The sequence below is a fragment of the Desulfurobacterium indicum genome (assembly GCF_001968985.1).
GTDB classification, from domain to species: Bacteria; Aquificota; Aquificia; order Desulfurobacteriales; family Desulfurobacteriaceae; genus Desulfurobacterium_A; species Desulfurobacterium_A indicum.
This window is the reverse complement of sequence record NZ_MOEN01000020.1, coordinates 12,770-27,276: the sequence shown is the minus strand read 5'-3', so window position 1 is coordinate 27,276 and position 14,507 is coordinate 12,770. Positions and strand designations below refer to the sequence as shown.

Annotated in this window: 18 protein-coding genes; 17 read left to right on the top strand and 1 reads right to left on the bottom strand. The window is 35.6% G+C overall.

Translation table 11 applies throughout. The features are described 5' to 3' along the window. Positions 1-217: 217 nt before the first annotated feature. From BLW93_RS05925 to BLW93_RS05915, 3 genes are all read left to right on the top strand, one after another. The gene (locus BLW93_RS05925) at positions 218-592 is read left to right on the top strand and encodes a response regulator (protein ID WP_076713177.1); all 375 of its coding nucleotides are present in this window, start codon (positions 218-220) and stop codon (positions 590-592) included. 2 nt (positions 593-594) lie between these two features. Then, a complete protein-coding gene (locus tag BLW93_RS05920) occupies positions 595-1,203 on the top strand; it encodes a hypothetical protein (RefSeq protein ID WP_076713176.1) in 609 nt (202 codons plus the stop codon). Positions 1,204-1,303: 100 nt separating this feature from the next. Next, a complete protein-coding gene (locus BLW93_RS05915; protein ID WP_078058177.1) occupies positions 1,304-2,641 on the top strand; it encodes a coproporphyrinogen III oxidase family protein in 1,338 nt (445 codons plus the stop codon). A gap of 5 nt (positions 2,642-2,646) precedes the next feature. On the opposite strand, the gene BLW93_RS05910 is transcribed toward BLW93_RS05915, so the two are convergent. Then, positions 2,647-3,597: a prenyltransferase gene (locus BLW93_RS05910; protein ID WP_076713175.1), complete on the bottom strand. Its 951-nt coding sequence runs from the start codon at positions 3,595-3,597 to the stop codon at positions 2,647-2,649. A gap of 94 nt (positions 3,598-3,691) precedes the next feature. Here BLW93_RS05910 and BLW93_RS05905 point away from each other — a divergent pair, with 94 nt between their 5' ends. The 14 genes from BLW93_RS05905 (at position 3,692) to BLW93_RS08970 (ending at position 14,506) form a co-directional block, all read left to right on the top strand. Then, positions 3,692-4,819: a homocysteine biosynthesis protein gene (locus BLW93_RS05905; protein WP_076713174.1), complete on the top strand. Its 1,128-nt coding sequence runs from the start codon at positions 3,692-3,694 to the stop codon at positions 4,817-4,819. Between the two features lie 18 nt (positions 4,820-4,837). Continuing rightward, complete coding sequence (locus BLW93_RS05900) at positions 4,838-5,737, top strand: universal stress protein (RefSeq protein WP_076713173.1); 900 nt, start codon at positions 4,838-4,840, stop codon at positions 5,735-5,737. A gap of 1 nt (position 5,738) precedes the next feature. Then, positions 5,739-6,290, top strand: a complete 552-nt coding sequence (locus BLW93_RS05895; protein WP_076713172.1) for a MotA/TolQ/ExbB proton channel family protein — start codon at positions 5,739-5,741, stop codon at positions 6,288-6,290. After that, the gene (locus tag BLW93_RS05890; RefSeq protein ID WP_076713171.1) at positions 6,262-6,645 is read left to right on the top strand and encodes an ExbD/TolR family protein; all 384 of its coding nucleotides are present in this window, start codon (positions 6,262-6,264) and stop codon (positions 6,643-6,645) included. Before BLW93_RS05895 ends, BLW93_RS05890 begins: the two co-directional genes overlap by 29 nt. Beyond that, positions 6,617-7,399 carry an energy transducer TonB gene (locus BLW93_RS05885; protein WP_076713170.1) on the top strand — a complete coding sequence of 261 codons (783 nt, stop codon included), beginning with the start codon at positions 6,617-6,619 and terminating at the stop codon, positions 7,397-7,399. The genes BLW93_RS05890 and BLW93_RS05885 overlap by 29 nt, the downstream gene beginning before the upstream one ends. 48 nt (positions 7,400-7,447) lie before the next feature. Next, positions 7,448-7,798: a hypothetical protein gene (locus tag BLW93_RS05880; protein ID WP_076713169.1), complete on the top strand. Its 351-nt coding sequence runs from the start codon at positions 7,448-7,450 to the stop codon at positions 7,796-7,798. Between the two features lies 1 nt (position 7,799). Further along, positions 7,800-8,633, top strand: a complete 834-nt coding sequence (locus tag BLW93_RS05875) for an oxygen-binding di-iron domain-containing protein (protein WP_076713168.1) — start codon at positions 7,800-7,802, stop codon at positions 8,631-8,633. A gap of 64 nt (positions 8,634-8,697) precedes the next feature. After that, positions 8,698-9,279 (top strand): YqaA family protein, encoded by a 582-nt coding sequence (locus tag BLW93_RS05870; RefSeq protein ID WP_076713167.1) that lies wholly within the window; start codon positions 8,698-8,700, stop codon positions 9,277-9,279. Next, positions 9,276-9,827, top strand: a complete 552-nt coding sequence (locus BLW93_RS05865; protein WP_076713166.1) for a 4Fe-4S dicluster domain-containing protein — start codon at positions 9,276-9,278, stop codon at positions 9,825-9,827. The genes BLW93_RS05870 and BLW93_RS05865 overlap by 4 nt, the downstream gene beginning before the upstream one ends. Then, the gene (gene holA / locus BLW93_RS05860) at positions 9,820-10,776 is read left to right on the top strand and encodes a DNA polymerase III subunit delta (protein WP_076713165.1); all 957 of its coding nucleotides are present in this window, start codon (positions 9,820-9,822) and stop codon (positions 10,774-10,776) included. The genes BLW93_RS05865 and holA overlap by 8 nt, the downstream gene beginning before the upstream one ends. Continuing rightward, a complete protein-coding gene (rseP, locus tag BLW93_RS05855; RefSeq protein WP_076713164.1) occupies positions 10,776-12,056 on the top strand; it encodes an RIP metalloprotease RseP in 1,281 nt (426 codons plus the stop codon). The genes holA and rseP overlap by 1 nt, the downstream gene beginning before the upstream one ends. Before the next feature lie 18 nt (positions 12,057-12,074). Further along, positions 12,075-13,226: a serpin family protein gene (locus tag BLW93_RS05850; protein ID WP_076713163.1), complete on the top strand. Its 1,152-nt coding sequence runs from the start codon at positions 12,075-12,077 to the stop codon at positions 13,224-13,226. Then, on the top strand, positions 13,223-13,828 hold the full coding sequence (locus BLW93_RS05845) for a TIGR00296 family protein (RefSeq protein WP_076713162.1): 606 nt from the start codon (positions 13,223-13,225) through the stop codon (positions 13,826-13,828). The genes BLW93_RS05850 and BLW93_RS05845 overlap by 4 nt, the downstream gene beginning before the upstream one ends. Before the next feature lie 297 nt (positions 13,829-14,125). Continuing rightward, the gene (locus BLW93_RS08970) at positions 14,126-14,506 is read left to right on the top strand and encodes a metalloprotease (RefSeq protein WP_245792000.1); all 381 of its coding nucleotides are present in this window, start codon (positions 14,126-14,128) and stop codon (positions 14,504-14,506) included. The last annotated feature ends 1 nt before the right edge of the window (position 14,507 follow it).

Sequence of the window (14,507 nt, the reverse complement as noted above, 5' to 3'; positions counted from 1 at the left end):
TGAGGCTAAGGAAGAACTTCAGGATATGTTCTCCAGGAGGTACTCCTAATGGTTTACACAAAATTATTGACACAACCATATTTTCATATTTCCCCTCAAATTAGAATTTTGTATCAAAAAATATATATCTCTCACCCAAAAATGAATTTACCATATTTAAATTTGCAAAGCTTCTCTGTAATTTGAGATAATATAAATACCAAGCTGGAGGTTTACCTTGAAAGCACTTATAGTTGATGACGTCCTTTTCACAAGGTTAGTAATGGAAGAAGCCTTAAAAATACTGGAGTCTAAGAAAGAAATTCATTTTAGCATTCTCGACCAGGCAGACAGCTACAAAGAAGCTATTAAAAAACTGAGCAAGGAAAATTACGACGTTGTTATAACAGATATAAAACTAAAAGACGGACTTGGGATAGAATTAGCCAAACATATCAAAAAGAAATATCCAGATACTCTGGTAGTAGCTTTGACAATGTATCCTGAAGAATATGAAAAACATAAAGAAATATTCGACGAATTTCTTAAAAAACCCATCTCTTCTGAAGAATTAGAAGAAAAACTTGAGAAAATTTTTAAAAAGAGGCCATAAAAATGCTTGAAATCGAAAAGGTTCTATTCTTAGCTCTTAAAGCATTTCATCCTTGGGAAATTTCCGTAAAACTTCCAGACAGTGAAGGTGCAATATATGTAGAAAACAGAATGATCGTTGCTGTTGAACTCTATAAAAAAGATAAAGTGTTAAAAGATTTTGCTGCTTTTAAAGAAATAATCAAGAGAAGAAAAGAAATAGAGAAACTTGATATTTTTCCTTTGAGAAATAAGATCGAAAATCGCATGTCCTGCGATGTTTACTGTGTTATGCAAATACTTGAAGAAATTGAAGCAGTAACACCCGGTGAAAAAAGCTGGATAGAAGAATTCCTTCTCAATCTAATCTCCCTTGATAGCAACTGGATAGTAAACTTACATAGTGCTGTGTTTAAAGGAAAACTATACTTAAAAGACAGAAAATATATAGATGCCTACTTCTTAGATAAAATAACAAAGGAAGTATTCACCGGCAAAGAAGCACTAAAAAGAATAATAGACCACAGAGATGAAATTCAGACTGCGGAACTTCAACCGATGAAAGAACTATTCCAGGAAAAGTTCTCCGTAGGTTTTATGGAATTTTTCGGAATGTTAAATGATGAACAATAATATTAAGTTAAACTAATTTATTTCAAAAAGTTGGATATTTTCAACAGTATAAACTATAATTATTTTCAAACTTTTTCTTTAAACATATCGGGAGGTCTGAATGAACATAATCAATTCAGCCCTTGTTCCTGCAATGAAATATAAGTTATCAAAAACTCTTAAATTCAGAAAAGCTGTCGGAGAGCCGCCGGCAGAAGATATGAACAGCAAAGGCAAGAAACTTCTTTACATTCATGTTCCCTATTGTGAAGAAGTTTGTCCCTTCTGTTGTTTCAACAGTTACGACATAAACAAATATAGACACACAATTAAAGAGTATTTTAAGGCAATCAAACAAGAAATTAAAATGTATAAAGATTTAGGATATGACTTCAATTCTGCCTATGTAGGAGGCGGGACACCGACAACTGTTCCTGACGAACTGGCCGAAATACTCGAATACATAAGAAAAGAATTTAACATCACCGAAATTTCCATCGAAGCTAATCCAAAAATTTCCGATAAAACTGTAAAAATCTTTCAGGATGCCGGTCTTGATAGACTTTCCATAGGTATTCAAAGCTTCAATGACCAACTACTAAAAGAGATAGGCAGATACGAAAAGTATGGAAGCGGTGAAGAAATAAGAGAAAGAGTAAAAGAAATAATAGGCAAATTCAGAATAGTCAACCTTGACTTTATTTTTAACTTACCGACCCAAACACCTGAAATACTTAAAGCAGATCTTGAAACAGCCATAGAACTTGGAGCTGATCAGATAACCTGTTATCCGCTTATGGTTGCCGAGCAAAATGTAAGAAACATCAAACAGATGGGGCAGGTTAACTACGATAAAGAAAGATATATGTATTTCAACACTGTTCTTCCGACAATGAAAGAAAAATATATTCCTGCCTCCTCCTGGTGCTTTTCAAGGAAGCGAGAAGACAAAAAGATAGATATGATAGACGAATACATTGTGGATTATCAGGATTACATAGGCGTCGGCTGCGGCTCCTTCTCTTTCGCAAACGGCTACGTAAACATGAACGCCTACACCATCCCACTTTATATCTCTCTTATAAAAGAGGGAAAATTCCCAACAATAATGCGCTCTTACAAGCTGGCATTTAAAGAGCACATGAGATATTATATGATGATGAGCCTTTTTGGCAGAAGATTGAATAAAGAGAAGTTCAGAGAGAGATTCGGTGTAGAATATGAAAGGGGACTATGGTGGGAATCTAAATTTGTAAAACTGATGGGTATGGTAACGGAAGAAAGGGGGAACGTCTATACCACTGAAAAAGGTATGTATGCATTCTTAATCATGCTAAGACAATTCTTCGTATATGCAAACAGACTAAGATTTATAGGGAAGAAAGGCTCTGTTGAAATCGAAACAGAACTGAAAAAGCTAATAAAAGAATCGGATAAAGCTTACTCAATAAGCGGATGAGAGGGTTAACCTCTCACCGCCTTTATCAAAAGATCCATACCTAAAACAATAATAAGAACAATATTTGTATCAAACATCAACTTAAAACCCTTGCCGTTCATCTGTCTTAAAATCTCATAATCATTATAAAAATCGACCTTACTTTTTGCGATGTTGATCAAGTTATAGGCAGAAATGAACAGATAAGCAATAGGAACAGTAACAACTATAGAAAGTCCTAAATGTAAAAGATAAACCGCACAAAAAATAAGTGAAACAAGATAAAAATAAAGCGAAACTATATAAACATTGGCCATAACATCTTTTCCAAATCTCACAACGAGATTTCTCTTACCTGCCCTTTTATCCGGTTCATAATCGGGAAACTCTCTTAAAATCTTCTGCGCAAAAACGGAAATCATGTAAGGAAGCGCCATAACAACTGGAAGCCAGGAAAAATGTCTCGTTTGAAACATGTAAGCTATAAGCGTCGGAGCAATCGCATTGGTAAAAGCTAAAACTACCTCTCCAAGTCCACGGTATGCAAACTTAAAAGGCCAACCTGTGTAACCGTAAGCAATAAGGAATAGAACAAAACAGAGAAAATAGAAATTCCACGAAAATCTATATTTAAAGACAAAAACAAGTCCCAACAAAACGGCAAGAATACCAGAAGCGTAGGCAATAAAAAGAGCCTCTTTAGGTGAGATAAGCCCTTCAACTAACACCTTTGAACCACCTGTAAACTTTGACGGATTTTCACTATCCGTCTTCAAATCAGCAACATCATTCTGAACATAAACACACTCAACAGCAAGCATCAGTATGGAAAAGCTTACGAGAAAAAGTCCAACATCAATACGCTTCTCATCCCATATAGCGACAACCGTCCCTAAAAGAAAAGGATAAACCATTGTCAAAAACTTAAAAGGCTTTGATAATCTAATAAATGCTTTAAACTTTTCGGCAACCGTCATATTCATCACCCCTAACATAGAAGTCAGCTTTATTATAAAGGTTTAAGTCTATCATTCAAATCGCCAAAAAGGTTAAAATATCCCGGGAGGCAAAATGGAAGGTGTATTTACGATAGAAGAACTTCAGCAAAAACTTCCCGATTACGGAAAAGTAGAAGCTGTTACCTGTGCCACGTTTGCTGTAGTTTCGGCAGTTTCTCTTATATTTGAATTTCCATTTGCAGAAGCAGGAAAGTTTAAAAAAGCTATAAAAATCACCATCGAAGGTGAAGAAACACTGGTTGGACCTGCACCAAATGAAACTTTGGGAATTGCAGATGGCATAGCTTCCCGTCCAATATTTATAGAAAAACTTTTAGAAGGAGAAAAAGTAAAATCTGTTGTAACTGGCGAGAAAATAGACGGAACGAAAGAAATCATCGAACGAGAACTCACGTTAAAAGACTTTTCCTACGCAAAACTACTATTTACACGAGTATGTGTCAAAAACTATATGGGATTCATATCAGAAAAACCGGTAAAAACAATATTTTCCGCCGACACGTTAAATCCTGGAGAATTCACATTCTCAGGATGCGGAACCCTAAATCCGCTCGAACATTTTAAAATACATGAAGGAGAAAAAATCTTCATCGCAGGAACAACCGGCATCGTAACAGGAAACGGAACAAGAAGCACTCCCCAAAAACCCAACCTTTCGGTAATATGTGATTTAAAGAAGGTAAACAGAAACTATTTTGGCCTGTTTAAAACCGGAGGAGGAGTCGAATATTATGTTGGTCTGGGGATAAAAAAACCGATAGATAATTATCAAACTTACGTAAATTTATTGAATAAAAGACAAAAAAACATACCCTTGCCGGTTGCAAATGTTATAGGAAGAAAAGTTATATCTACCATAACATACGAAGACGTGTGGAAATTTGATGAAAGCTTCAAATTCATAAAAGAAACCTGTAGAAATTGTTATCAATGCATGGTGGAAGAGACATGTCCGGCAAATGCATTCTCAAAATCGGAAGGATTTTTACCTAACTGTATGTTCTGCGGAAAATGTATAAGCACCTGTCCATTCAATTCAATAAAAGGAAATATGGGAACCGTAATAGTGAACGGTATAAATTACAAAATAAGTTTCAGACAATCTTCCATAAAAAGGGCGAGAGAAATAGCAGAAAAACTCAAAAACGGTTACTATTTTGATAAAATAGTTAAAGTTTAAAACATAAAGGGGGTAATGATGAAGGTGCTATTTCCAACAATCTTTGAAAAATTTTCCTTCGGAATACTTAGAGAATTGATAAAACTTAAAAAGGCAGGACTCAAAGAGATTGTGTTTCTCTACGTAATAGAACCCGAAAAAGTTATAGTTCCAAAAACAGGAGAACTTTTAAAGAGTGAGCTTGAAAAGGAAAAGAAGAAAGCAGAAGAGGGCTTTAAAAAGTGGAAACTTCTTCTTGAAGAGTACGGTATAGAAGCCTCCTACCATGTAAAAATGGGAAAAGCTGTGGAAAAGATACTTGAAACAGCAATAGAAGAAAATACCGATTTAGTCATATTGGGACACAGAAAAAAAAGAAGTTTCTTCGGAATTCTCTTTAGCAGCCTCGGTTCTACAGCTCTGACTTTCATAAAAGTAACTGCGTTTCCTGTCCTTGTATTTCCGTCAACATTTAAAGAGCATGAAAAAGTAAGCATTTTTGAAAATATAATCTTAGCAACAGACCTATCCAAAAACTCATTCAGAACTATAGAATACCTCCTTAAATTTCAACCTCTCATCGATAAAGTAACAGTAGTTCATGTTCTCAAAAATGGAGATAAAGATTTAGAAACTGAAGAAAAATTGAAAGAAATCGTAGAACACATAAAATCAACTGGTATAAAAGAAGCAACATATAAAATTATTCAAAACAACGAACCGGCAGATGCAATACTTGATCTGGCACAAAAAGAAAACGCAACATCCATAGCCATGGGAATCATCGGAACACACGAAGAAGCAAGAATGAAATACAACCTTTTCTGGTTTGGTAGTGTCGCACAGAAAGTAACAGATGAAGCGGATATTCCGGTTCTTCTTGTTCCACCGGAAAGAGAAGCTAAAAAGATAGAAGAGCTGGTAGAAGACGAGGACTAAAATGGAACTTCTTGCAAAGAGCGGTTTTGTAGGATATGTAATTTTTCTGCTGTCCATAATTACACTGGGAGTTTTTCTGGAAAGAGTATTCTCCCTCAACAGGTTCTACAGAAAAGTAAAAAAGCACGGTTTTAAGCCGGAAATCAGGAAAATAATAGAATCTGTCGGAATACAATCAATAGAAGTTATAGAAAACCTACTAAGTATAAAAGGCTCCATGATAATAGCTGACTGTGAAAAAGGGGTAGGTTTCATAAGGCTTGCCTCTTCCATTGCTCCGCTCCTTGGACTTCTTGGAACCGTTATAGGAATGATTGAAGCTTTTCACAACGTAGCAGGTAGTGGATACAATGTTAATCCAGCACAACTGGCTAACGGCATATGGACTGCCCTTTTAACTACGGCAGAAGGGTTATGCGTTGCAATACCTGCCTACTTCGGCTACTTTTACCTTACAAATCTTATAGAAAAGATAGAACTTGCCCTAAAAGAGGATATGGAAGAAGTTCTGATAGAGGTTTACGGTGATAGAGTTCAGAAAGAAAAACGATGACAGCTCAATTCTTGACATAGCCCCTCTCGTAGATATGGTATTTCTGCTACTCATATTCTTCCTTTTAACAAACAGCTATCAGAAACATCAAGTCTCTGTTGCACTTCCGGCAACGAAATCGGGACAGGAAGTAACCGAAAACAAAAAGAATTACACTATAGAAATCAAAGCTGACGGAACAATTATTATAAACGGAAAAATATCCTCGATAAAAGATATAGAAAAAATTCCAAAAACTGCAGAAGTAGATATTGCCGGCGACAAAAATATCAGCTATCAAACATTCATAAAAGTTCTGGACAGATTAAAAGAGGCAGGCATAAACAATGTCAACTTACTCACCCTCAAGGAATAAAATCCTTATTGTTACTATAACTCTCTCTTTAATACTACACCTTGTAATTTTGAAAATTATATCAGCAAACAGTTACTCTACGGGAAAAAGATTTTCCCTATCCGGAGACAACGGAAAGATCAAAGTATCCTTGAAAACATATACAACAAATACAAAGAATAAAAGAAAAAAAGCAGAGAAAAATCATGAAACAGAAAGGGCAGTAATAACAAAACCTGAAATAAAAACTATAAAAAATCACAGGGGAAAGAAAGTTCAAAACAAAAAAAATACCATTAAAAACAAGAAAAACAACAATCAAGGGAAGCATAAAAGCATTAAAAGAAACAAAAAATCACCTGGAAACAGAGATATTTTAAAGAAAAAAAATCAAAAAACACAGATTACAAAACCGGAAACAGCAAATAAAACGAGCAAAAACACGGGCGGAAGTCTCTTTTCTTTTCTTGATTGGAAACAAACATACATAAATTCCGTAATTTCTCAGTTAGAAAAGAAAAAAGAATATCCAATTGTAGCACGGGAAATGGGAATTCAGGGAACAGTAAAACTAATATTAACGGTAGACAGAAATGGAAACCTTATAAAAGTCACAATCGCTGAATCGTCAGGATTCCCGATTCTTGATAAAAATGCCGTTGAAACAGCAAAAAAAGCAAAATTCCTGCCCTTTCCCCCTGAAGTAAAGAAAGACAAAATAGAAATCCCGGTATATGTGATATATAAATTGACCGAAATCAAAGAAAATATATAGTAAATAAGAGCTATTATTGTATAATGTAAGAAAATAAAGGAGGGGATTATGACAAACATCGCAGAAAAAGCAATGGAAGAGATACCTTACATAACTGGATACGCAGCGGTTAAATTTAACGGAGACATACTATCTATTACAGGAGAAGAAACAGAGAAAATACTTAATGATATTCAAGCAATAGTAAAAAACTATATAAACATCTACCAAACATTGGGAGAATACGCAGTAGGTATCCCTAAAGAAATTCTTATGAACACGACCGAAATAACCTTACTTATAAGACTCTTCTACAACAACGAATTTTTCCAGCTAGCATTACTAAAAAAGGATGCAAACCTTGGATATACAAGATACATGCTACATCAATACTCAAAAGTTATCGCAGAAGAGGTGTAAGATGAGCCTTAAAATAGAAGAACTAAAAAACAGCCAGATAGACTTAAACAGACCCGTAATACTCTACGACTCTCCTGATTACAAGGTTGCATGGGTAGGCAGTGCCGAAGAGTTCATATTCAGATGCAACGCTTATCTAATATCTTCGGGAGGCATAAACATCCTGATAGACCCGGGAGGAATACAACACTTTCCGCAAGTTAAAGATAGAGTATCAAAACTCATAGGAAACCCGGCAAACGTGACCCACATAATAACCCACCATCAGGATCCTGACGTAATAGGCTCTCTCCCGGAATGGCTTAAAATAAATCCTGAAATTACCATAATAACAACACCCAGAACAAAAGTTTTAATCCCCTATTACGGCTTTGACAGAGAAAATGTAAACTGGCTTGACGTAAGCCCGTTAGACGACACGATAATCGATATCGGAAGCAGCAGCACGCTTATATTCTTGAGTGCTCCATTTCTCCATTTTCCCGATGCCTTTGTTACATATGACGCAAAAAGTAAGATCCTATTTTCAGGCGACATTTTTGCAGCAATACAAAAAAATTGGGAACTTATAGTAACAGACATGGAAAAGCACAAAAAAGAGATGATGTATTTCCATGTCTACTACATGGCATCACAAAAAGCACTCAAGTATTTTGTCAGCAAAGTGAAACCTTTTGACATAAAAGCGATAGTTCCTCAGCATGGATCTATTATTCCCGAGGAGTTCATAGAAGATGCTTTTGACTTTCTCTCAGGATTAAAGTGCGGCATAGACCTTCTATATGAAGAATCACCAGTTAGATCAATAATGGACGAAATTTTTGGAGAAAGCTAAAAACCTGCCTAAAAGAGAAAAAAACATATATTTATTTTGAAACTCTATCTGGAAAGGCAGAAAAATGGAACTTTTTAATCCCTCTTACTGGCAAACTTTTGCACTCAAATACGGAGCCGCAGGACTTGCCCTTAATAGTTTCATAGAAGCAATATTCTTTCCCATACCACCTGACGTGCTTCTGATAGCCCTCTGTGCAACCAATCCTCACAAAGCTTTTTTTTACGCACTTATAACCACCCTCTTCTCAACACTTGGTGGCGTCGTAGGATACTTCGTAGGATACAAAGGTGGTAAACCTCTGGCGATAAAATTCTTTGGTGAAGAAAAAGTAAACAGAGTCCATCGCCTTTTTGAAGCTTACGAAAGCATGATAATCCTTACAGCAGGATTCACACCCCTGCCATACAAACTGTTTACGATAACATCAGGCGTTTTATTTGCAAGCCTTCCAAAACTTATAATATTTTCAGTAATAGGAAGAGGGCTACGCTTTTTTGCAGAAGCTGCTCTCTTCTACTTTTACGGAAGCCAGATAACAGGTTTTGTAGAACATAACTTAAATCTGATATTCACAATTTCAGGAGCATTAATAATCGTACTGTTTCTCGCTTATAGAAGAATTAAAAGAGGCAAACTTCCATGAAAGGAAGAAGGGATTTTTTTAAAGAACTACTCGGTTCTGTAACAAAGGCTGCGGCTGAATTTGCATACGAAGTGTCAAAAGCAACCGAAAATCTCGTAAGGCCGCCTGGAAGTGCCGATGAAGATACCTTCACGGCACTGTGTGAAAAATGCGGCAAATGCGTTGAAAACTGCAAAACCGGAGTCCTTGAAAAATATAAAAAATTAAATCCTATTATTCTGGACACTCCGTTTATGAACTTTGACAACAACTACTGCGAACAGTGCTACACCTGTATAGAAAACTGCCCTTCCGGTGCTCTAAAATTTGAAAACTTAAAAAAATACAAGTATGTAGCAAAAATATTAAAAGATAAATGCGTAGCATTTAAAGAAATGTTCTGTCTTACATGTTATTGGAGTTGTCTGAACATAGATAAAGCCATAACCATAAGAGATAGAAGCTATCCTGAATTTCATCCCGAAGAGTGCAAAGGTTGCGGAAGATGTATTAACGCATGCCCGACAGAACCTAAATCCATAACAATGGTAAAGGTTAAAAATGAATGAAATAAAAGCATCTGAATTTATAAAGCTCTGTAAAAAAAGGCTACCCGAAAAGAGAAAGATACTTATTCACGGTGAAGAATATTATATAACAGAACAGATAATAAAATTTTTCTCAGAAACATTTGACTGCGAAAAAATCTACGTCGAAGATGAGAATTTCTTAAACAAACTATTTGAAACAACAAGTGGTGGCCTTTTTTCAGGAAAAACAACATTTCCGATAGTAATAGGAATCGAACACATCGGAGGTAAGATCCGAAAAAAACAGGATAAGGGAAAAATTATTAATTTTTTAAACTCTAAAAAAGAATATCTACTTGTAGCAAAAACCAAATTAGAAAACAAAACTCTTAAAACGGAATTATTTAAAAAAATATTGTCCTCCATTGAAACTATGGTAATTTCAACACCTTTTGACAAAAAATCACTATTTTCCATACTTAAAAAGAAATTTAAAGCAGCAGGCAAAGATATAGACGACGAAACTATCCTGCTTATAATGGATTCCGTCGGACATAATCTTCAAAATTTAAAGGTGGAAACCGATAAATTAATATGCTATCCCGGAAAGTTAACGAAGGAAACTGTAAGTGAGCTATTGTTTGCTACAAAATCAGGAAACGTATTTTCTCTCATAAAAGAGATAATCAAAGATAGAAAGCAGGAATATATAGAAAACTTAAATCTCGTTCTTCAGGAAAGTGAACCACTGAGCTTAATAGCACTTCTTCAAACACAAATGAGGCAAATAATAGAGGTAAAACTAGGAAAACCCGTAAAACTACCTTCTTTTGTAATAAAAGAGTACACTCACCTAACAAGAGAAATATCTCTAAAAAGTTTGTATAAAAAACTAAGCACCATTCATGAAGCAGAATTTTCAATTAAAACAGGCATAAGAAAGCCAGAAGAAGCACTCAAAGAAATTATCTTCAAGGAGGAAAGTTAATGATAACCCTTTTGGCATTTATTGTAGCGTTAGGTATTTTAATAACCATACACGAAGCAGGACATTTTGCTGCTGCAAAATTTTTTGATGTAGAAGTCGAAACATTCTCAATAGGATTTGGACCACCAATACTGAAGAAAAAAATAGGCGAAACAGAATATGTCATCGCAGTCATTCCTTTGGGTGGCTACGTAAAGATGGCCGGTGAAAACCCGGACGAACCGGTTAAAAGTGAACGTGACTTTTATGCTAAACCACCATGGCAGAGAATAATAATCGCTCTTGCAGGACCTTTAATGAATCTTATTCTTGCAGTATTTCTCTTTTCGACCGTTTACACAATCGGAAGATATATTCCAACATACCGCATAGAAGCTCCGAAAGTCGGATTTGCCCCGTTAAACTCAACTCTAAGACAGGGGGACATAATAGAAAAGGTTAACGGAAAAAAGGTAGAAACTTGGGAAGACTTTGAAAAAATAGTTACATTAAATCCAGACAAAACCTTAAAACTCTTTATAAAAAGGAACGGGAAAGAAATAACGGTAAATGTAAAAACTGAAAGGGATAATGAAACAGGCACTGGATTCATAAACGTTATTCCAGCAATCAAACCAATCGTGGGACAGGTGGCAAAGAACAGTCCCGCGGAAAAAGCAGGACTTAAAAAAGGCGATATAATCTTGAAAATAGACGAAAAAGAGATTAAAAGCTGGGAAGATGTCGTAAACATAATAAAATCAAGCAATGGGAAAGTCTTAACAATAACAGTTCTTAGAAATGGTAAAAGAATTAACCTGAAAGTAAAACCAAAATACAGCAAAGAATACAAAAAATATATAATAGGTATTATTCCCAAAATAGATCAAACATTCGTTCGCTACCCCTTTCCCGAATCGGTAAAAATGGGATTTAAGGAATTTATTTCACAATCAGCACTATTTTTCACCTTCCTTAAAAAACTTCTCACAGGAGGAGCTTCTGTTAAAAGCCTTGGTGGTCCAATAATGATAGCTCAGGTTGCAGGAAGAGCCGCAAAAGCAGGCCTATCAAGCTTCTTATACTTCATGGCATTTATAAGTCTTCAGCTCGGATATTTTAACTTGATACCACTTCCGGTACTTGATGGTGGACTTATTCTTATGTTCCTTATAGAATGGATAAGAGGAAAACCTTTATCCGTAGAATTCAGAGAAAGGTTTCAACAAATAGGTTTTGCCATTTTAGGATTTCTGATGGTTCTCGTATTCTATAATGACATTATGAGACTATTTCATTAACCTTTTTACGAGGATACCATGAAAAAAGTTATAACCGCGTTGATGCTAGCATCGGCGCTTCTTTGCTTTCATGCAAAAGCCAAAACTTTTAACTTTAAAAAATCCGTAAACAACTTCACAATCAAGCTCTTCAACGTAACAAACAGAAATAAAAACATTATATTATCCCCTTACAGTATATATCTTGCGTTTGGTCCCATATATGAGGGAGCCGCTGAAAAAACAGAGGAAGAATTGAAAATCGGTTTTGAATATCCAGAAAAGTGCAAACTCAGAGAAACAGTGCTAAAAGAACTTAAAGAGAAAATAAAAACACCCCTTAAAATTTTCAACGGCCTCTATGTTGAAAGAAGGTACAATTTTCTTAAAAGCTACATAAACATCGTAAAAACTTACTATCTATCAGAGGTTAAAAAGGTTGACTTCATAGATACTAAAAAGAGATATCTGGCTATAAAGCTTATAAACAACGACGTGAAAAGTGCAACAAAAGGAAAGATAAAAAATCTCATACACTCAGACGATGTCAACAGGCTTACAAGGCTCATAAACATTAACGCCATCTACTTTAAAGACAGCTGGAAGAAACCTTTCAACAAAAACAACACGAAAAAAAGGCCATTTTTTATCGGTAACAAAACAATTTTTGTTCCAACGATGGAAACAACCGGTTACTTCAATATACACGAATCCCAAGATGTAAAAGCCGTTTCAATACCGTACAGAAGCGGATTTGAGATGACAATTATCCTTCCTCAAAAAAATTTCAATCTAACGTTGGAAAACTACAGAAAAATAAAAAGAGCAATGAAAAAGAAATTTATTAAACTCTATCTTCCAAAGTTTCACATAAAAGAGAGACTTTACCTGAAAAGATACCTTGTAAAACTTCACGTAGTACTACCCTTCACAATGAAAGCGGACTTTAAAAATATGGATGGAACAAAAAATCTTTACATCCAGAAAGCAATCCACCAGACGTTCATAGACGTTAACGAAAATGGAACAGAAGCAGCCGCAGCAACAGCCGTAATTGTTGGATTAAAATGCATTCCACCAGAGCCAGAAAAAGTGTTCAGAGTAGATAGACCCTTCATATTCACCATAAGTGACCGAAAAGGCACTATTTTATTTATAGGAAGCGTTAAAAATCCGGAGGGACAAAAATGAATTTACTGGATATAGAAAAAGGAGCATTTCTGGTAAAAGTTGCAAGACTTACCGTCGAAACGCTACTGACAAAAGGAACAAAACTTCCCGTTCCTCAAAATACACCTGAAGAACTCTTTGAAAAAAGAGGTGTCTTTGTAACAATCAAAACCTATCCATACAACCAACTGAGAGGATGTATAGGATTTCCGGAATCTGTAATGCCCCTGATAGAAGCAACAATTGACGCTGCAATATCAGCAGCAACAAGAGATCCCAGATTTCCTCCCATGACACCTGAAGAACTGGATAACGTTATATTTGAAGTTACCGTTCTTACACCACCGGAACTTATAGAAGCACCACCGGAAAAACTGCCAGAAATGATAAAAGTTGGAAGAGACGGCCTTATCGTCAGATGCGGATTTGCAAGCGGCCTTTTACTGCCACAAGTGCCGGTAGAGTGGGGATGGGACGAAAAAGAATTTTTGTCACAAACATGTATAAAAGCCGGAATGCCTCCAGACTGCTGGAAAAGCCCATACTGCAAAATCTATAGATTTCAAGGGCAGATCTTCAAAGAGATTGAGCCATACGGAGAAATTGTTGAAGAAAACATATAAACGAAATAAATTGAATTAAAATCTTAGTCACAGGAGGAAGTCATAAACCTGAACGAATGGATAATAGGAATACCAGCCGTTTTATGGGCACTTACAATTCACGAATTTGCCCACGGTTATGTCGCCTTCAAGTTAGGTGACATAACTCCTAAAATACACGGAAGATTAACACTTAATCCAATAGCCCACATAGATCCTTTTGGATTCATAGCCCTGCTTTTAGTCCATTTCGGATGGGCAAAGCCTGTTCCCGTAAACCCTCTTCTATTCAAAAAAATAAAGAATAAAAGGCTGGGAATGTTGCTTGTCGCACTCGCCGGTCCTGCCGCAAATTTTATAAGTGCACTTTTATTCTTGATACTCCTTAAAATACTAACACCTCTGATGATTCCTCAATCAATAAAACTACCACTTGAAATTTTTTTCACATGGGGAACCTTCATAAACATAGGATTTGGGATATTTAACCTGCTTCCAATTCCTCCATTGGACGGATACAGAATACTAGAATATTTTCTGCCTCTTGAAACACTTATGAAAATTAAAAAATACGAACCATACGGCATGCTGATACTTATAGCCATAATAATACTTCCACCATTTACATCCGTTTTCATATCAATGATAAATGGAGTAAGTATGTTAATGGCAAAAATCGTAGGAATAAATCTTTTTTAGG